Raw genomic sequence first — 19,544 nt, forward strand, 5'->3', positions numbered from 1 at the left:
TTATGATTAAATTATAAAATCATTTAATTTATTAATAAATAATACATTTTTTCGAAACATTGTACAATTTTACGTTATTTTTTATTAATAAAAAAATGCTGTATCAAAATAACTTTTAATAAAACTTAAAGCCTTATAAAGAGAATTTTAGTAATTTTCTCAGTATGCTTCTATGTTTTATCTCTTAACTTTGATACAGCACCTTAGTTTATTTTTAATTTAATTTATCATTTATTTTAGGAAGCCTTAGTGCAATGCATATATAATTATTTTCAACTAAAGAACACTCTAAATTACACTCTATACCATAATATAGTTCTATTCTTTCTTTTACATTATATATACCATATCCTTTTCCTGGCTTATTTAACATCTCCTCTATGCCCTTAATATCATTATTATTACTACTATTATAAATTTTAAAGATTAAAGAATCTTCATCCTCCTGAAACTCAACTATAATCTTTCCTCTTTCTTTTCCTTCATTACAATCAATTCCATGCTTAATAGCATTTTCAACTATAGGTTGTAGAATAAAATTTAACATATTATTTTTTAATCCCTTTTCATCTATTCTATATTCCACATCAAAACTATGTGAATGTGCTATTTTTTGAATTTCAATATAGGATTTTATATTATCAATTTCACTTTTAACATCTGTTATATCTTGTCCATTATTTAAACTAGTTCTATAAAATTTAGCTAGATACCCTGTTATATCACTTATATCATCATTTCCTTCTCTAATGGCTTTCCACTTTATAGTAGATAAACTGTTATATAAGAAATGTGGGTTTATCATAGCTTGTAATGCTTTAAGCTCAGTTGCTTTCTTCTCAAGCTCAATTTTATAAACTTTATTTATCATATCGTTTAAGTCCCTTGTCATATGTCCAAAGCTATTTGTCACAATTCCTATTTCATCAGTATCCTCTGTAAAAATAGGATTATTGAAATTCCCCTTTGAAACATCTTTAGCCTTATCCTTAAGCAATAATATTCTTCTACTTAAGACTTTAGATAATATATTTATTAATATAACTACTGCAATTAAACAAAAAATTACTATTAATAAAGTTGAACCTATTATAGGGATTAATTCCTCTGTTATTTTCTTTTTATCTAAATAATAAAATACCTTCCAATTTGAAGCATCAATATTATTTTCACATATTAAATACTCCTTTTCTTTCAAATTAGCTCCAGATTTTATATTTAATATATTTTCTAAAACCAATTCATTTATTTTACTATTTTTCATCAGCTTTTTAAAAACTATATTTCCACTATTATCTTTAATAATAATTCCATTATCTAAGAAATCCATATTTTCTAAAGGCTCTGTTATAATACTCATAAACAATTCAATTCTAAGTACACCTATAACTTTACTATTAGTTGCAGTGTCTAATATGCTTCTAGTTATAAATAATTTTCCATCCTCATAACTCCAAAAGGGCTTAAAACTCTTTTCACTTTTTTTATACCATTTCTCACCCTCTACAAAATTACTTGGCTTTAAAAATGATCCTATCTCTCCACTTACATTGGGAGTATATATATTTATTTCCTTTATGTAATCATCGCTGGTTATAAAATACCAAAATATAGGCTCTACAGTATCATTTAAGGTTTGTGCTATTGATATATTATCATTAGGCTTATTTTCTATAACCTTCCTAAAATTCAAGTTATAAGCAAGATATTTTGCATACCCTTCTTCCTTTTTTAATTTAAAGTCTATCTCATCAGCAATTCTAAGACTATTATTTTCCATTGTCTTCTCAGTTTGTATTAATAAATTTTTTCTTGATTCACTAAAACTATAAACTCCTAAAACTATTATTGGTATAGATACAGATATGCTAAAACTAATAATTAACTTTTTCCTTATAGATGCTTTTCCTAAAAACCATTTTATTAATTTTTCAATCATACATAACCTCACTTATCTTAACTATTATTACGTTTAAATTGGTTTGGAGTTACTCCAAAATAATTCTTAAATATACGGTTAAAGTATGATTGATTTTCATATCCACAGGCCTTACCAACTTGTACAATTTTCATATTACCTTCTTCTAAAAACTCCTTAGCCTTATTCATTCTAAAATCAGTTATATATTTAACTATATTTGATCCTGTTTCTTTCTTAAAAACATAGCTTAAATAGGTTGGCGTAAAATTAACCTTATCTGCAATATAATCTAAACTAAGTTCACTGCTATATTCATTTTTTATTATCTTTATCACTTTGTTAGCTATGCTTTTTTCGTCTAAAATATCATTATCACATTCCTTTGCAATATCCTTTATAATAGATTCAAAAGCTGCTTTTAAGGTTTCACTTGAGTTACATTTTAATATCTTTTCTATAAATCTCTTTTTCACTTCACCATTATATATATCAAAGGCTTTACAAAGTTTTTCTATTAAATCATAAAAAAGGTGATGTATGTATATAGTACTAAGTGAACCTGATTCTAACATGTATTCTATAAGCTTATTTATGTAAAATTCAATATCATTTAAATTTCTTTCATTTATAGAGTTTTTAAGATTTTCCTTTACATTCTCTATTTCAAGTGTGTATAAATCATTAGTTTTATCCTTATTAACCCTAATAATCCTTGATTCAAAATCATAAATATTTTCCTTTATATTATTTAATCCCTTTACCTCATCATAGATTTTTTCAATTCCACAAAATACATTGCTAATAAAAAAAGAAGAGTTTTCATTAGCTAATAATTTAATTTCTTTAGCTAATTTAGAACAAACTTCATCTAAAAAGTCCTCTTTTATTTTTAAATTACTATAAAGTAATAAATATGATTCATTAGGATAAAAATTTATATATTCATATGGAATTTTTAAATATGTATTTAAGAGGTTAAAGAAAATCTCCTCCCTCTCCTCAAAGAAATTATCCCTTGTTTCTATGTTTATAAGTACTAAATATTTATCTTCTAGCTCTATATTGTATACGTTTAACTTTTCATTAATATCATTTTGATTGTTGTGATTAGCTAATAGCTTATAAAGTAAAATCTTCTTACTTGATTCCATAAGTAATTCTTTTTCTTTCTCTTCTTCCTTTCTTTTTATGCAGCTTTTTATTACCTCTTCCATAACTCTTTTAAATTCATCCACCTCAATAGGTTTAAGTAAATAATCAACCACTTTTGCTTCTAAGGCTTTTTTAGCATAGTCAAATTCACTATATGCACTAAAAATTATTATTCTAATTTTAGGATCATACTTAAAGGTTTCCTTTGCTAATTCTAGTCCATCCATGAAAGGCATCTTTACATCTGTAAAAAGAATATCTATATGATTTTTCTTTATGTATTCTAAAGCTTCTTTTCCATTTACAGCTTTAGCTATATTTAAAGGAAATTCATATCTTTTTATAAGAAATTCAATTCCTTCACGTTCTGTAGCCTCATCATCTACTAATAGTATTTTTAACATATCTTCTCCCCCTTTTATGCTTAAAAACTTCTTTAACTTTACATAATTATTAATATATAAAATTAATTACTAATTCTACTTTAATATAATGTATAATAAAAATTCAATAATAGTTAAAAATTTTTCTTTATAATAGATTTGTTAATACCTAAATTTAACATAATTATTAATAATAATTTTAATGCATAGTTATTTTATATAATTTTATTATAAAAATAATACTTTTTATCATACTAAGAACAATATAGTAAAGATATTCAAACTTATTTAAGGAAGTGAATTACTTGAAAACACAAAATAGGAATTACTTAATTGATAATAGTAAAGGCCTTTTAATATTTTTAGTGGTCTTAGGACACAGTTTAGAATTTATTAGAAAAGATTATGAAGTGGCAAGACTTTTATATGTATTCATATATGAATTTCATATGCCTGTATTTGTTTTTATTTCAGGATATCTTTCAAAAAATGTAGAAAAAGGACGTAGAAATGCCGTAAGAAATTTTCTCACTCCCTTTTTACTATTCAATATAATATGGAATTTAATCACATTAGTAGGTCCCTTATTTTTAAGAGGTGAATTTACTGAACTTCCTAGTGAACAAGCATTTTCCTTCTTCACTCCTGGTTGGGCACTATGGTATATATTTGCAATGTTTTTATGGAAAATCCTTTTACCTGATCTTTTAAAGTTCAAAAATATTTTTATACTTAGTATTATTGCTGGTATTTTTGTAAAACTCTCTGGTGAGTTTGGCTCTTATATGGCACTTTCTAGAACTATTACCTTTGCTCCATTTTTCTTAGCTGGTTATTATTCTAGTGAGGAAAAATTAAAAAGATTTAGGAAGTTTACAAGATTTAATATTCTAAACAAAGTTCCTTCAATATTAATTCTAATTATTGGAGTTTTAATAGCCTTAATTTTTGTTAACTATTCAAATATTGCAGATGAATTTTTCTGGGCAGATAGGTCCTATAGTAATTTTAATATAGAAATATTCACTGGAATCTTACTTTATATTGCAGTTTATATAATTGGATTTGCTTTTGTATATGTCTTTATAAACTTAATGCCAGAAAATCAAACATTTCTATCAAAAATAGGTAAAAATACTCTTTCAGTTTATTTTTTACATACTTATTTTATAGGTAGTATTTTAGGATTAACAAGCTTAATGTCAAGTAATTTAGGAAAATTACTTGCACTAATAGTAGGCTCCTTAATAGTAACATTTATTCTCTCTAGGGATTGTGTAGCTAGATTTTTCAATAAATTTTTAGATAAATTTAACAGACTATTATTTATAAAAGAATAGAATATGTATAAAAATAAACAAATAAAACTTACAAACATATGCCGAGAATTACTAGATTTCTCTTCATAATGTTTGTAAGTTTTATAAAAAGTTATTTCGATACCAATACCTTATAATCCTTATTAAAAAGCTTAACTAGATTTAGGTTTTAGTCCAAAAATCTATAATTTAATCTATTTCCATTTGTATAATCATATGAAATACTCTTTTTTCCAATATATCCTTCTACAAATAACTCTCATTTCTTAGTACTTTCTATAGATAATACTGAAATCAATTTCAATTTTATTTGCTCAAGTTTCTCCTTTTGTTCCTTTGTTCTTACCCTTCCATCTAAACTCTTTGTAAGCAATACTGCATCTGAATAGTTTTTATTATCAATAAACTTTTCTAACTTTTCCATATCACTTTTTATATCTTTATCATATTCAGATTTTTCATCTATATTCTTATTTAATGCATCTACACATTTCTTAAAATTAGGGAACTCATTAGACTTCTCCCCAACATTTTGAATTTTAACTTCAGCTTTTCTTATCTTTCCCTCATCTAAAGCCTTACTTGCCTCTAAATAATTTTCAATCATATCTTTTAGTTCTTTAGCCTCTTTATTTTTAGGATTTTCGTCTAAAGCTAACTCTAAAGATACAACCGCCTTCTCATATTGCCCTTCATTAATAAGTTCTTTCCCCTTATCTAGTGCTTTATTAGAACTACTACATGCAATAAGATTTAATGATAAAATTGTAATTAATACTACTAAAATTAAAGCCTTAATACTTCTTTTCACCTAATTACCTCCTGTGACCTAATCTATATTATTTTAATTTAGCTTAGCAAAATAATTTAAGCAAAATTATAATCCTATAAAAAATCCTATATTTCTATAATTTTTCAATTTCCTTTTTATCCCAAATAAATAGTATCATATTTTGAACAATAAGTAAATATTCTTAACTAACAAAAATAATAATGAATAATTAGTAAAAATTTTAAATACAAAAACCAAATATAATTGAAACCTAGCAAAATCAAAGGGAGTAATTTAATATGATCAAATTACTCCCTAAATATGTAACATTATTCTCTTTTATTTTTGTAATATCCTACAAATACTATATTAACTTTATGTAAGAATTTAATTTTGACATTTGGATTTCATTTTTAATTTTGTAAACTCCATACTTCCTTTCAACCATCTTACCTCCAAGCTTTCTAACATGCCATTGTATGTTCATCCTATCTTCTAAACCTTCTAATTCCTCATATTCATCACTTTTTATTTTAAGATAACATTCTCTAATAACCTTACAAAACTCTCTTGGTATTTTTACATCTCTCATAGCTCTAACTATCCCTTCTTTTCCTTCAATCAAAAGGATTTCAAAGGTATAATCTAAATCTTCTGATAAATAAAAATCATCGGAAGCAAAATTTAAATCCACTGGAAAAGCACTGCATTCCAAAACTCCATCTATAGTTAGAGTAAACCCTATAAAATCTCTTGAAAGTCCAAACTCTTTTTTTGGATAAATCTGAAATCCAAGTTCTAACTTCCCGTAGTTAATAGCAAAATGATCTTCTTTATTTGAATTATCCCATCTTAATAATAGGTTAAATTCATCTTTATTTTGAAGAACCATTGCACTATCTCCCTTAATATCCATATAGGTCTTATCCCCTATACCAACAATAACCCCCTCATCTTCATAACATGCCTCTTCTTCGCTCTTTTTAAGCTCATCTCTAGCATTATTAATAGTACTTAAGAAAAGTTCATCTTCGAATTCATCTGTTTTAATAAGTTCTCTGACGAAATCTCTAACATCACTAAGCTTCTCATTCATCATAAAAACCTCCCCATTTATTACATGTCATCCCAAATCCATTATATACCAAAATCTTTTTTTGGTACAGACAATGAAAAAGACTATATCAAAGCATTTATTTAATCATAAACCTTTCACAAGATATAAGTATTTATAATTAAATCACTTTTGATATAGTCTAATATAATTATAGTTTTAATCTTTAATGTATTTATCTAAATTAGATTCTTCTGGTTCATCTGTAAACTTATATAGGCTAAAACTTTCTTCTACCTGCTTTGATGTTATTCCATCAAAAAGTATAGCATCAAGGTTTTCTAAGTCTTCTAGAGCAACTTCTCTATTATAATCTTCCCTTGTAATTTTTAAATAATACTCCCTAATAATCTTACAAAGCTCCCTTGGGAATCTAATATGTCTCATAGCTCTTACTATATGCTTTTCATCTATAGCAATTATATTTAAAGCGTAATTCATTTTCTCAGAAAATTCAAAACCTTCAGGAGTAAAATTAAAGTCTAGCCTCATATCACTATAATCAACAGCATCCTTTATTGATAAGGTAAATCCAACAAAATCATAATTAATATCAAAGTCTTCTCTCTTAAAAAGTTGAAATCCAAAATCAACCTTTCCTTTACTTACGCCTCTAAAACTCTTCTTAGCTTCACTTGGAAACCTTAAAATAACTAGGAGACTATCCTTATCCGTCAAAAGGCTAACCATGTCTTCCGAAAGATCTATAGAAAGCTTGCTGCCAACCTCTAAATAACACTCTCCATATTCATCATTAGATTCTAGTTCCTGAAGGTTGTCCTTTCCTAAAACCTGATACAAATAGTTTTTAAATTCAATATCAAATTCATTTTCCATTCCTTAAGTCGTCTCCTTTATTTTTAAATAACCTTCAACTATTATATATCAACAACATTATAGTTACAAACCATATTTTAACCATTTTTAATTCTAAAAAGACTTTAAAAATAGCAGAGACACCATATACCATAATAATTAATTAAGTTCTTCTAAATAACTAAGTATTACTTTATCTTATCCCTAAGCTTTAAAAGTACCTCTCTTATTTCCTTAACCTCTTCATGTGTAAAGTTTTCAAATACACTATCAAAGCTATTATTTATATCACACCTAAAAGTTTTTGCAAAGTCTACTCCTTTTTTAGAGAAAACTATATATGTATTTCTCTTATCCTTTTCATCCTTAAACTTCTCTACATACCCCATATTTTCAAGTCTTGACACTATTCCTGACACAGTTCCCTTAGCTAAGGACATTTCATCACAAAGTTCCTTAACTGTAACCTTACCTTTATGAGCTATAAGTTTAATAACTGTTATTTGTTGGTGAGTAAGTCCACTTTCTTTAAGTCCTTCACTTACTTTCCCCATGGTACTTGAATAAATTTCCTTTATCAGCATAGCTATTTCAAATGAATCATAATTCATATAAGTCCCTCTTTTCTAAAAAAATAAATTTCAAATTATATTTCTCCATGCTCTAGAAAAATATATAAAAGATTCTACATATAAAATTAATGGTACATAAAGTCTTCTAAACTTTATGCACCATTTAATATCTTTATACTAAATTAGCTAATTTTATATTTTACTTTTAAATTATCAAAGGTGAAGAATCCCACAAAGAAATATACGCCAGCCATAAATAGTGCTGCTCCTAATCCCATATAAAAATCTCCTAAATAAACTGGATTAAATATTCCTAAGTTTCTAACTGAAATTCCAAAGAAAATCATAAATCCCATTATAAGATAACTCTTAAAATCAAAGAAGGAAAATACACAATGTTTATCAAGTTTACTATTTACTATTCTTGTTGTATGTTTCTTAAACATTTTACTAAATATAAATTTAAAAAACACAAAAAATATAATTGCTGCAAAAATGATTGTTATGATTAAGTTTCCGTGATGTGACATAACATCTCCAAACCCTAAAGTAAATACTCTAAATCCTGCAAATCCCCATACTAGTCCTGCTATAAAAAGTAAAATTCTCTTACTAACTCTTGGAGTAAATTTTTTAATTCCGTCCATAATTTTCATCTCCTACAAAATAATTTTATTTTATTAGATGCAACCCACCTTAAAATGGTTCGCATGAAAACTCTTTGTTCCTATGCAAACTATTTTACTCCTAATAATAATTATTGTCAAATAAATTTTTTTATTTATTTCATTCTTTATTTATGCAGATCAATTACTGAAATTAAGGGTACTAAAATTTTATTACTTAAATTATAATCTCTTTCATAAGACTCTTATTAACCCCCAAATTATCCTTTCAAATATTTAGTATAAAAGATTTTTTTAAGGGAAACATAAGGGTGTATCCTTATAGAAGTTAAGACTTCATTTTTGTGATTGATGTTCATCACCTCCTAAAAGTCTTAATTTCTCAAATTTTCTATATGCCTTTTTAAATTAAAGATGGCTATACCTTATATTTCCCCCTTCTAAGAAACTTCAGGTATAGCCATCTATTTTTATTTAATATTATTTCTTATAATTTTAAAAGATGTAAAAGCAAAAATCACAAAGCCTACAAAGGATAAAATAGAACTTAATAAAAGAATTATATCTCCTATTACACTTAATCCAATAAAGCTAAAAATCTCCAATGATCTTTGAAACATCTCTGTTTGAAGTAACACAAGCATAAAGGATCCTAATGCTACTAAAATCAACTTAATATTTTTATTTTCCATTTAATAATCCTTCCCTATATTTCACCTTACTTTTTCCCTATTTTCCACTTAAAATATTTATTTACAAAAATCAAAAATATAACTAATAAGATACTCATTATAAAAGGCTCTAAACCCTCATACAACCTAATAAAGGTATTCAACTAAAAAACTCCTCCTTTAATTTATAAAGCCTAAATAGTCCTATTTTTAAAGAATATTATTTCTAATAAGATTAATAATTTTTCATATCATAACATCTCCAATTTAATTATTTTATCCATTGCTTATACTTCTGAGTTTTGTATAATAGAAACTTATTACCAGCTTAAAATATTTTGTGTTGCTATTTTTTGGTATTCATTGCAACATATAAGCTTACAATCATCTCCCCCAAAATGTTCAGAAAAATAAAGTCTTTCCTCTTCTAGTTCTTCTATTTTATCAATATTTCCTTTAAGATAAGCTTTTATTCTATACATAGTTGAATCACATCTTGCCATAACTCCACCAAGTCTAATATCTATAACTTCAAAGCCTTGTCCTTTGCATTCCTTATACCATAGATCCCTAAAACTCTTATGAAAACTCTTTAGCTTTTCTTGTATTTCTGGAATAAAGTTATATGCTATAAGCCTTAAGGCATCCTTATCCTTTTCTAAATAAGCTTTTCTTATTTCTAATCCTATTTCACTTTTAACTGAAAGGTAAGCAGCAAGTTTAGAATACATAGTAAACATTAATTTAAACCTCTCACTTTTCTCTCCTATTTCCTCATATTTTTTAGAAAGATTAATATAATGTTCTTCTAAATCTAAACCCTCTAAATGCTTATCAAAGGCTCCTAAAAGCAAATCTTGGTAAGCTATATATTTTGAAGGATTGCAAACCTCCATATTAGGAGTTTTAACTGATGGAACAAGATCTAATTCTTCTAAAGAAGTAAAGTCCTCCATACTAAGCCCTGTTAAAGATTTGCATCTTTCATCTATCCATTCTTTCTCTACCTTGTTATAATAGCCATGCTCTCCAAATAATATAAGACCTACTATTATGGAATATATTGGCGTTTCTGATCCATCATCTCCCCAAGCCGTTGCAAAGACTTCCTTTATTCCTTTAGCCTTACATTGATTTAAGGCAGCATTTGTTGTTTCAAAGGTCTTTGAATAGTTTGGAGCAAATCCACTCCACCTCCAGCATCCTCCTGCAAAGATAATATTATTATTAAAATCATCTCTAATATCTAAAAGCTTTTTATATTTTTCTTTATCAGAATTATAATAATCCCAATAAACTAAGGAAACTTCCTCTGGAATATTATTTGCTATTTCAGGAGTTATAACTATATCTAAATCGTAATATCCACCATCTGGAGCTCCACATCTTAAAAACATATCATCCCAAATCATTGGCTTAAAATCATATTTTTTTGCTATTTCATTAACCTTATTTAAATGCTCTACCATAAGCTTTTGGTGAGGAACATGTCCATGTTTAGTTAAATAATGGCCTCTTCCTAAATCAAAAGCCTCATCCATACCTATATGAATATTTTTACTTCTAAAGCACTCTCTTAAGGAAGAAATCATTGCCTCTATAAACTTATAAGTCTTTTCCTCTCCTACTAAAAGTACATCTTGGGTGTCTTTCATCCCTTCCCCATAAGGCCATCTTAAAGTTTGTTTTAAGTGAGCTAAAGTTTGAATACAAGGTACAACCTCTATACCTAAAGAGTATCCATAATCATCAATTTCTCTTAACTCCTCTTTACTATATCTTCCTCTCATATAACCAAAGTATGGATAACCATCAATCTCATAAGTATCTTCAGTATAAAGCATACACCTATTATGTCCCATTAAGGCCATATATCCTAATATCTTTTTAACCTCAGCAACTCTATAGACAGCATTTCTTGAGGCATCTATCATTGCTCCTACTGAATCAATATAAGTTTTTTCACTTTTTCTAAAACTCTCCTCTCCCTTTTTAAGAAATTGAAGATATAAACTAAATGCTCTAAAAAAGTGGTGTTTTTTCTTATATCTTATTTCATTATTTTTTCCTCTAAGGACTTCTATTACATTTTCTGATTCTTCAGGAAGCTTAGAAACATTTATAACTTCTAAATTTTCATTCTTACTTCCCTTCTCATTATAAAGCTGAAAATCAATTAGTTCTTCTAATCCCTTGACAGCTTCTAACATTTCCTCATTTAATCCAACTAATTTAACTCTCATCTTTATTCCCCTCTCATACTAAAAATAGGTGTTTCCTATATAATTCCACATTTAAATCAAATATCCTACTAAAAAGATTATTTTATGATAAATAAAAATAAATTGTTATAAAAATGAACTTTTTGTTGACTAAATTACAACTTGCATATATAATCTAATTGAAATTGATTATCATTAACAGAAAGGAAGACATAATAATGCTACTTATAATTTCATTATTAATAACAACATTCTTGAGTATTGTTTTTTATAAAGAAATAAAAAAATATTCTTCAATACTCTACATAATAGCTACTTTAATAGCTATATTTTTCATAGTATTTATGAAAACCGATCTACATAACTATATTCCTAAACACATAAGTAAATACACCATAGGAGTATTCTCTAAAAGTACTTTTTCCTTAGCTTTATTTACTATAGTAATGTACACTGGAGCTTTAAGTAATTCATTTAAATATAAGAAAAACCTAATGGCTATAAGAGGCGAACTTTCAATAATCGCTTGTATCTTAACCTTAGGTCATAATATTTTATATGGAATATATTATTTCCCTACATTCTTTACTAACCCACATTCTTTAACTTATTATAAGTTTTTTGCAACTTTATTAAGTTTAATCATGATATGCTTAATGATTCCTTTAATGATCACTTCATTCCAATGTGTAAGAAAAAAAATGAACTATAAAACATGGAAAAAGATTCAAAGGTCAGCATATTTATTTTATGGTTTAATGTACATACATATAATGCTTTTATACATACCAAAATTTGATAAGAAACTTTTTGAAATAATATTATATAGTATTATATTCTTTGCATACTACTTATTACGTATAAGAAAGTATTTTAAAGATAAATCTAAAACTTGTTTTAGCAAATAAAAATTACTCTAAAAATGGACTAGCTCTTTTTACCATTAAGAGCCTCTAATAGTTTTTAAAATAAATAAAATAACCTATACATAAATAACTACACATATAAATAAAACTTATAAATAGATAAAGAGCTTATATTTTTTAAACTCTAAATCTATTTATAAGTTTTTTAATATATCTAACCCATAATATTTAAGCTTATTAAATTTATAATAAATTTTCTTTATATATCCTAATAATAATTATATTTTTATTTTCTATTTAAATTCCTCTGGATGTCTTCTCTTAAGTTCTGGAATTGCCCATCCTCTTCCTGTTTGCTCTAATCTTTTACAGTACTCTTTTAAATGACCTTTAGCATGATATGGTCCTCCCTCTCTTATTACAGTCCAAAGGGGATCAACATCACTTTCACTACTCATCATCATTTCATCATGCCACTGTTGAAGAAGATACGCTCCTTCCATGCATAGTTCTTTTCTTATCTCTGCTAAATTTCTTATTTCGTGAGGATCATCCTCTACATTAAAAAGCATTTCCTTTGGAAATAAGTGATATCCATCATGATAAGTTCTAATATAAATATAATCTTTAAATCTTACAGCTCTTTGACACACATGAACACATTGCCCTAAAACCAAATAATCTCTTCCTGTATCTTCTCCATTTAAAATACTTTGTGCATAGCTTCTACCATCCCAGTACTCTTTCTTTTCCTTATTAAATAACTCAGCTAAAGTTGGTGCTAAATCTAAATTATAATGAAATCCATCATCTCTATAATTTTTCATAGCCCCAGGCCACTTTATTATCATTGGTATTTTAGTAGTTGCATAATCAGCAGTTCCGTGCTCTGCATACATACCAAATTCACCTATTGCCTCCCCATGATCTGATGTTATTATAATAGCAAGGTCTTCGTATAATCCCTTATCTTTTAATAACCTAAGTATTTGTCCAATATGAGAATCCATATAATTTATTCCTGAATCATATTGATCAAAGAATTTTATAAGATCATCATAATTTTTAATTTCTCCCATATGTTTTGGAAATCTTGGTGATGTATCACTATTATACATTCCTATTTCTCTAGCTCCATGTGGTCCAATTTTATTGTTACGATGTTCATTAAATCTTTCCTCACTTATCCATCTCTTTAAACCATCTCCTTCAAATGGATTTTCATAAGTATCTGGAGTTCTATAAGGAGTATGTGCATCCCAATAGTTTACATGAAGGAACCAGTTATCTTTATCACAATTATCTTCTATCCATTTTAATACAGTTGGAGTTACTTCTTCTGCTGACTCTGCTCCACATCCACCTACATTATGAAGCTCATTAAACCCAGCATTAAACCACCACGCACTATGCCTCTCAGCAAAAGTACTTATAGAAGCTGTATAAAACCCTTCACTTCTTAAAAACATAGGAAGGCTATTAAATGCAATTCTATCATTAAAGCCTCTATTATCCCCATCTATTCTAAAATCAGCACAAACTCCTCCATGATTTACAACACCAGTATGTATTCCAAATCTTCCTGACATAAGTGCAGCCCTTGAAGGAAGACATGGTGCATCTGAACAATAATAATTATCAAAAGTTATACCCTCCCTTGAAACACTATCTATATTAGGAGATGTATTTCTTTCATATCCATAGCAACCTAAATGATCTGCTCTTAAAGTGTCTAAATCTAACATTAATATTCTCATTTTCTCAACTCCTTTAATAAAACGAAAATTTAATTTCTTTAATATATAATTCAACACAACTTCAAAAATTCCTATAAAAACTCCTTATTATAATTAAATTCTATAATTATCTCCTTAAATTAATATTTTCTCATACTTAATTTAAAGTTATAAAAAAAGGAATGTATCAAAATATAATAAAAGTTATTTTGATACATTCCCTTTTGAAAAAATTAATAGTTATATATTTATTATAAAACTAAATTTCTTTAGTTTTATTGAATCTTCTTATATGAATTTCAGTACAAATTATAGGACTAACTAAAATTAATATACCCACCAAGATATACCCTATATCAGAAATTTCTAAATTAAAAAATCTAATTATCAAAGTGAATATTATTGAGAATATAAATACAAAAACACATGGCTTTAAAATATAATTATTAGCCTCTTCCCATGTTTCTTCATTTCTCATTGCATACTTTAGTTTATACCCTACAAAAAGATTGGGATATTCCTCATAGTCATCATGAAGCTTTTTACAAATAAGCCCACTAATAAACATAACTATTCCCATAAAAATTATAACCAAAAATATTTTCCCCCTTCTTGTTTAAACACCAATACTAAAAAATATAAAATTGCAATCGCCTTTATATAATACCACTATTTACCACAATTTTCATTTAATAAATTCTTTTAAATTCATTCATTATCCTTTAAATCCATTCATTACCATTGCTTTTTTTTATATTTCTCATGTTTTGGATAATTTGGATAATAAGATACAAATTTAAATAAATTAATTGCATATTTGAATATAAATTTAAATTAAGCAAATAATAATTCATGAAGAAGGAATGAAATACTCCTTCTTCATAACTACTTACTTTTTTAAGCTTATAGGTTTAAGATTTAATAGCCTATCTCTTACGATTATTAAAAGTGTAATTAATTAGTCAATCAACTTTAACTCTCTCAAAATTATTGTCACTTCATTTAATTAAGGAGAATACCTCTCTTTCAAAGAGATTCTTAAACCTATAAGCTATTTGTTTTGAAAAAAAGAAAAGCTATTCCTCCCACTGAATAGCTTTTCATTTACTCACTCAACAATATATACAATATAAATTAATACTTTATTTTACTTATAAATGTTACCACTCCCTCTTTAATTTAACAATGTTCTAAAATTAACAAATTGTTACGTATATTACAGTAACAAATTATTTTTTGACATTATTCTCTTCTAACTTTTAATTTCGTTAAAATATTCATTTTATTTATGCACTCTATTATCCAATTCGATTTCGACAATTGAAATTGGTCATACCACCTTTCAAATAGCCATTTTCTATATGTTCTTATTTTTTAAATTTACAAGAAAAAGCTTCTTACTCTATAAATATTTCAATATAAAAAATATTTAAAAATTTTCCTTTTTATTTCTCTATGTCATTGTTTCTTTGAACAAAAATACTATATATTAAATATTGCAACTTTTTAAAATACAGGTTATAAATTTATCAATTAATAATAAATCTAAACTTTTCTTATAAATAAACTTGAAATTAAACTTAAAAATTAAATTTCTTACTTTTTTACACAATGTTTAAAATTTGATACTATGTACAAAGGAAATTATAATTAAATTGTTAATACTTAAAATAAAATATAGATTTAGGAGAGTGAGATATATGTTAGGTAACATAGTGATTTATCTTAATTATGTTATATTAGTAGCGATTATTGTAGGTGGTATAGCTTTAGTAGTTGCAAGCTCAAAAAAACATGAACATAAGTAAACATTTAAGTTTTGACGGAATCTCACATATAAAAATAATCTATGCATTTAAGTTTTGGCAGAAAAAAAATCTCTAGCTTATAGCTAGAGATTTTTATTTTTTAAAAGTATTATTTCTATAGATAATAAATCATGTCTATTTTTAAAATTTATATAAAAAAGAATTCTTAATAATTTATATTAAAAGAAATTATAAATCATCTTTTAAATACTTTAAAAGTACAATAAAAAAGAGTTATATGATTTTAATTAAAAGTCTTTTTAAGCAAAAGTTAATTTAACTTTTAATTCCTCTATCATATAACTCTTAAATATTTTTAAGTTGTTTACTTTAGAGTATCTTACTCTATTTACTAACCTCTTTGTTAGTAAGACTTTTTATTTATATTAGCCTTTAAAACAACTTAATTTAATTTTTGATTCCTCTTTGAACCTTGGTACTTCTAAAAGCACCTTACTCACCATTGAGATTTTTACCTGTTTTGGATTTGCTTTCTGATGTTATTTTTGAGCAATCCTAGCTTAAATTACCCAAAAATAAAAGATAGATACTCACTTTGAATACCTATCTAGGAAAATCTCTACAAGTTAATTGATGAATCTCTATATTTTAATCATACTAATTCAAGCCACCTCATTGTAGCTTACCATAATTAACTTAAATCTTACTTTAAACAAACTAACTCATAAATAGTCAGAACTTTATTAATATGGCTCTATTCCTCTTCAGTATGATAAAATTTCAATCACTTGTCTCTTTCCCCAGAAAGATAAACTATTCGCTTTGAATTAGGCAGGTCTCCTGGCTCATAACTATATCTTCTTAACACCTTCCCATGATCAATCACAGTGGTATATCGTTAAGTCGAAGTCATTTACAGTTGCTGGGGGCAGCTTTAGTTTTACACTAAATTCCCTATTAAGCATCACTGCACCTATTTCAAAAGTAGATTTTAAATCTCTACTTAATTACATTATATAAATAAATCCTTCAATTATCAACACTTTTTCTTAATAGTTAAATTTATTAAACAAAAATTTACTAATTATAAATTATAATACAAATTTTTCATGTTATATTATTATTAAAATTCATAATATAGGAGGATTTTATGAAAGAAAGAATTAACTTTAAAATTCTTAACCAAGCTGCTTGGATAAGCTTACTTTTAACCTTTATAACCCCCTATGAATTAAGCTCTTCTGGCTTTAAAACTTGGGGGTATCCAGTAAAATATTTTACAACATATGAATTTCCACAAGATAGTACCACTCTCTTATTTTCTACTTCAACTAATTTATTAGGATTAATATCAAACATACTAGTTATATATATTATGATTAACACATTTATTCTTTTAAAAGAACGCTTAAAAAAATATAAAAGTTAACACCCTATAAAAACATTTTTCTAAAACTTTTTTTATTAATATATTTTTTAATCCCTATTTAGAAATGAACATAATTTAACATAATATAATTTATCTATGCTAACAAACACAGAGTATATAAGATAAAAAGCTATAGTATATACTAGCTAATAATAAGCTAGACTATACTATAGCTTTTTATTTTCCAATATTTGTAATTTATTAGAATTTAAGTTATAATTAATATGTAAACTAAAAAGGATTGGAGGTGCTTATTATTCTGTATTTATCTTTCTTTCTAATAATTGCAATAAGTATTTTCTTAGGTAGAGGAAAAAGCTTAGTAAAACAAAAATTATTTTTAACTTTATCCTCTTTCTTAATATTAATTGGAATAATTACTTCATTTCTAATAAAAAGTATATTTTTAAATAACTTAAGAATCCATAATGAACTTTATGATTATGTAAGTCTTGAGTTTATAAATTGGGCCCTTAATAAATTTAATTCTTACTTTAAATGGTCTTATTTATATGTTCTTATAGTTTTAGGAGTTCTTTTATATACTCTATATACAGATCATAATATAAGGAATAAAGAAAACTTAAAACACTTTAACTATACTTGTGTAACATCTATGGGGGTTATATTAACTGGTGCAATAATCTATTCCTTTAGCTCCATAAATAAAGTCTTTGACATACCATTATATTTAGAGGTAACAGCTTTTTCTCAAATATTTATACTTTATATTCCACTAGTAGCAATGAGACTTTATATAGGAAATCCAGAGGTTGAAAATACAGTATTTGAAGTATAATAACATTCTTATATTTTTCGTGCATCTAATAAGAGTGTATTATTTATATATTTAAGCTTAATAATTATCTAACTCTTTATTTATTAAGCATATTCATAGGTATTTATCACTTTCATAATTTTTCAAAACAAAAAGTCTGTAGCAATATATTCTTGCTACAGACTTTTTTACTTTAATGCTTCCTTATCTCTTTAATATTTATACTAATTTAAAACATCCCTATTCTTTTCATTTTTTAATAAGTTAATTATTAAAAGTATTGAAATTATAATAAATACCATATAAGCAATTAAAGGAATATATTTAGGATAATTTATTGTGGTCATATGATTTAGTCCTATATTATATAAAAACATTATTAAAGCTCCTAAAATAGGTACTTGTACTCCTATTAATGCTACATAACTTTTAACTTTACTACTTACAAATAATGATATGCTAGTTACCACAAAAGTTATTATATATATAACTAGAATAGTTAACATTATATATTGTCCAAAAGTTAAATCAAACCAAGAAACCATATAATTAAATTTAGAATTTATGCTACAATTCCAAAATTGCAATGTATTATTAGGAATATACATTAAAAATAGACCTATTAACTCCAAAGTACTTATGCCAAAGGCAGTTATCATGGCTGAAATAACTTTTTTACTTCCAATCTTTCTTCCAGTTTTTGATGAATACTGAAGAAAGTTTACTTTATTTTTTTCATCCCTTAAAAATATTGGTGATATTATAAAAGCTAAGGTCACCACAACAAGTATTGAAAAATTAGTTATTAAGGAATCATAATTTAAAAAAGTAACATAACTCAAAACAGATTTTAATTGATCACCTTTTTCAAGTTCTTTTAACCTTTTATACTTATTGGGTTTGCTACTATATAATTCAGCGTTTCTATTTAAAGGATTTTCATATGACGCTATTAAAGACTCTCTAGATTGCATTTCCCAAAACAGATATACATTATCCTTAAAATATATTTTTGAATGAAGAGCCTCAACCTTTTCATCAGTTTTTCCCTTATCTAAACTTTCTCTTAGCTCTCTATATGATTTTATTCCAAGCTCTTGTGCCTCTTTATCTCCCTTTAAATATTCATCTGCCTCTTTTTCTCTTAAAGCTGACTTTTCCTTAAAATCTTCAAATTCCTTTTCATCCATTGTTGTTCCATAATCTTTAAGCATTTGTACGCTTAAATTAAAAGTTGGTGTGTTTGAACCATTTGGAAAAACTTCTATCCAAAAACTTATAAATATTTTCCATATTATAAAAACTATTAATCCAAGAATCAATAGAATTTTTAAATTGAAAAGTTTCTTTATTTCATTAATTATTATTCTCATATTTTACCTCTTCACTTAAATTAAT

The 19,544-nt window shown here is 25.8% G+C and carries 16 protein-coding genes and 1 riboswitch; of the genes, 4 read left to right on the forward strand and 12 right to left on the reverse strand.

All coding sequences use genetic code 11. The features are described 5' to 3' along the window. Positions 1-214: 214 nt before the first annotated feature. Complete coding sequence (locus tag I6G60_RS11085) at positions 215-1,939, reverse strand: sensor histidine kinase (RefSeq protein ID WP_061415479.1); 1,725 nt, start codon at positions 1,937-1,939, stop codon at positions 215-217. Between the two features lie 17 nt (positions 1,940-1,956). Then, positions 1,957-3,477 carry a response regulator transcription factor gene (locus I6G60_RS11090; protein ID WP_110034864.1) on the reverse strand — a complete coding sequence of 507 codons (1,521 nt, stop codon included), beginning with the start codon at positions 3,475-3,477 and terminating at the stop codon, positions 1,957-1,959. 284 nt (positions 3,478-3,761) lie between these two features. On the opposite strand from I6G60_RS11090, the gene I6G60_RS11095 reads away from it, so the two are divergent. Next, entirely contained in the window at positions 3,762-4,796 is a 1,035-nt protein-coding gene (locus tag I6G60_RS11095; RefSeq protein WP_025648837.1) for an acyltransferase family protein, read from the forward strand. A 238-nt stretch (positions 4,797-5,034) separates the two neighbouring features. Here the strand turns inward: I6G60_RS11095 and I6G60_RS11100 are convergent, their stop codons facing one another. The 7 genes from I6G60_RS11100 to I6G60_RS11130 all read right to left on the reverse strand — a co-directional run bounded on the left by I6G60_RS11100 (position 5,035) and on the right by I6G60_RS11130 (position 11,589). Further along, the gene (locus I6G60_RS11100) at positions 5,035-5,586 is read right to left on the reverse strand and encodes an outer membrane protein assembly factor BamD (RefSeq protein WP_003451892.1); all 552 of its coding nucleotides are present in this window, start codon (positions 5,584-5,586) and stop codon (positions 5,035-5,037) included. Positions 5,587-5,911: 325 nt separating this feature from the next. Continuing rightward, on the reverse strand, positions 5,912-6,643 hold the full coding sequence (locus tag I6G60_RS11105) for a hypothetical protein (RefSeq protein ID WP_003480842.1): 732 nt from the start codon (positions 6,641-6,643) through the stop codon (positions 5,912-5,914). Between the two features lie 177 nt (positions 6,644-6,820). Continuing rightward, the gene (locus tag I6G60_RS11110) at positions 6,821-7,498 is read right to left on the reverse strand and encodes a hypothetical protein (protein ID WP_057231264.1); all 678 of its coding nucleotides are present in this window, start codon (positions 7,496-7,498) and stop codon (positions 6,821-6,823) included. A 167-nt stretch (positions 7,499-7,665) separates the two neighbouring features. Further along, positions 7,666-8,088, reverse strand: a complete 423-nt coding sequence (locus I6G60_RS11115) for a MarR family winged helix-turn-helix transcriptional regulator (protein WP_003451953.1) — start codon at positions 8,086-8,088, stop codon at positions 7,666-7,668. Between the two features lie 143 nt (positions 8,089-8,231). Beyond that, a complete protein-coding gene (locus I6G60_RS11120; protein WP_057231262.1) occupies positions 8,232-8,696 on the reverse strand; it encodes a hypothetical protein in 465 nt (154 codons plus the stop codon). 449 nt (positions 8,697-9,145) lie between these two features. Further along, entirely contained in the window at positions 9,146-9,367 is a 222-nt protein-coding gene (locus I6G60_RS11125) for a hypothetical protein (protein WP_003456362.1), read from the reverse strand. A gap of 299 nt (positions 9,368-9,666) precedes the next feature. Beyond that, positions 9,667-11,589: a beta-N-acetylhexosaminidase gene (locus I6G60_RS11130; protein WP_111744165.1), complete on the reverse strand. Its 1,923-nt coding sequence runs from the start codon at positions 11,587-11,589 to the stop codon at positions 9,667-9,669. A gap of 197 nt (positions 11,590-11,786) precedes the next feature. Between I6G60_RS11130 and I6G60_RS11135 the strand changes: the two genes are divergently transcribed. After that, the gene (locus tag I6G60_RS11135) at positions 11,787-12,476 is read left to right on the forward strand and encodes a ferric reductase-like transmembrane domain-containing protein (protein ID WP_003456246.1); all 690 of its coding nucleotides are present in this window, start codon (positions 11,787-11,789) and stop codon (positions 12,474-12,476) included. A 251-nt stretch (positions 12,477-12,727) separates the two neighbouring features. Here the strand turns inward: I6G60_RS11135 and I6G60_RS11140 are convergent, their stop codons facing one another. After that, positions 12,728-14,191, reverse strand: coding sequence for a sulfatase (locus I6G60_RS11140; RefSeq protein ID WP_110077394.1), 1,464 nt, complete (start codon positions 14,189-14,191; stop codon positions 12,728-12,730). Between the two features lie 238 nt (positions 14,192-14,429). After that, entirely contained in the window at positions 14,430-14,765 is a 336-nt protein-coding gene (locus I6G60_RS11145) for an SdpI family protein (protein ID WP_003451843.1), read from the reverse strand. A 1,987-nt stretch (positions 14,766-16,752) separates the two neighbouring features. Beyond that, a riboswitch (cobalamin riboswitch) is annotated at positions 16,753-16,931 on the reverse strand. A 158-nt stretch (positions 16,932-17,089) separates the two neighbouring features. Between I6G60_RS11145 and I6G60_RS11150 the strand changes: the two genes are divergently transcribed. Both I6G60_RS11150 and I6G60_RS11155 read left to right on the forward strand, forming a co-directional pair. Continuing rightward, positions 17,090-17,368 (forward strand): hypothetical protein, encoded by a 279-nt coding sequence (locus I6G60_RS11150; protein WP_163235975.1) that lies wholly within the window; start codon positions 17,090-17,092, stop codon positions 17,366-17,368. 247 nt (positions 17,369-17,615) lie between these two features. Then, a complete protein-coding gene (locus I6G60_RS11155) occupies positions 17,616-18,167 on the forward strand; it encodes a hypothetical protein (protein ID WP_111744163.1) in 552 nt (183 codons plus the stop codon). Between the two features lie 203 nt (positions 18,168-18,370). Here I6G60_RS11155 and I6G60_RS11160 read toward each other — a convergent pair whose 3' ends face one another. Beyond that, the gene (locus tag I6G60_RS11160; RefSeq protein ID WP_110034869.1) at positions 18,371-19,519 is read right to left on the reverse strand and encodes a hypothetical protein; all 1,149 of its coding nucleotides are present in this window, start codon (positions 19,517-19,519) and stop codon (positions 18,371-18,373) included. Between the last annotated feature and the right edge of the window lie 25 nt (positions 19,520-19,544).

It is taken from the genome of Clostridium perfringens, from assembly GCF_016027375.1.
GTDB lineage: Bacteria > Bacillota > Clostridia > Clostridiales > Clostridiaceae > Sarcina > Sarcina perfringens.

What these genes read in the sequence shown, in the direction of transcription:
- I6G60_RS11085 (WP_061415479.1), bottom strand. Translation starts at nt 1,939, where the DNA reads ATGATTGAAAAATTAATAAAATGGTTTTTAGGAAAAGCATCTATAAGG.
- I6G60_RS11090 (WP_110034864.1), bottom strand. Translation starts at nt 3,477, where the DNA reads ATGTTAAAAATACTATTAGTAGATGATGAGGCTACAGAACGTGAAGGA.
- I6G60_RS11105 (WP_003480842.1), bottom strand. Translation starts at nt 6,643, where the DNA reads ATGAATGAGAAGCTTAGTGATGTTAGAGATTTCGTCAGAGAACTTATT.
- I6G60_RS11110 (WP_057231264.1), bottom strand. Translation starts at nt 7,498, where the DNA reads ATGGAAAATGAATTTGATATTGAATTTAAAAACTATTTGTATCAGGTT.
- I6G60_RS11115 (WP_003451953.1), bottom strand. Translation starts at nt 8,088, where the DNA reads ATGAATTATGATTCATTTGAAATAGCTATGCTGATAAAGGAAATTTAT.
- I6G60_RS11120 (WP_057231262.1), bottom strand. Translation starts at nt 8,696, where the DNA reads ATGGACGGAATTAAAAAATTTACTCCAAGAGTTAGTAAGAGAATTTTA.
- I6G60_RS11125 (WP_003456362.1), bottom strand. Translation starts at nt 9,367, where the DNA reads ATGGAAAATAAAAATATTAAGTTGATTTTAGTAGCATTAGGATCCTTT.
- I6G60_RS11130 (WP_111744165.1), bottom strand. Translation starts at nt 11,589, where the DNA reads ATGAGAGTTAAATTAGTTGGATTAAATGAGGAAATGTTAGAAGCTGTC.
- I6G60_RS11135 (WP_003456246.1), top strand. Translation starts at nt 11,787, where the DNA reads ATGCTACTTATAATTTCATTATTAATAACAACATTCTTGAGTATTGTT.
- I6G60_RS11140 (WP_110077394.1), bottom strand. Translation starts at nt 14,191, where the DNA reads ATGAGAATATTAATGTTAGATTTAGACACTTTAAGAGCAGATCATTTA.
- I6G60_RS11150 (WP_163235975.1), top strand. Translation starts at nt 17,090, where the DNA reads ATGAAAGAAAGAATTAACTTTAAAATTCTTAACCAAGCTGCTTGGATA.
- I6G60_RS11160 (WP_110034869.1), bottom strand. Translation starts at nt 19,519, where the DNA reads ATGAGAATAATAATTAATGAAATAAAGAAACTTTTCAATTTAAAAATT.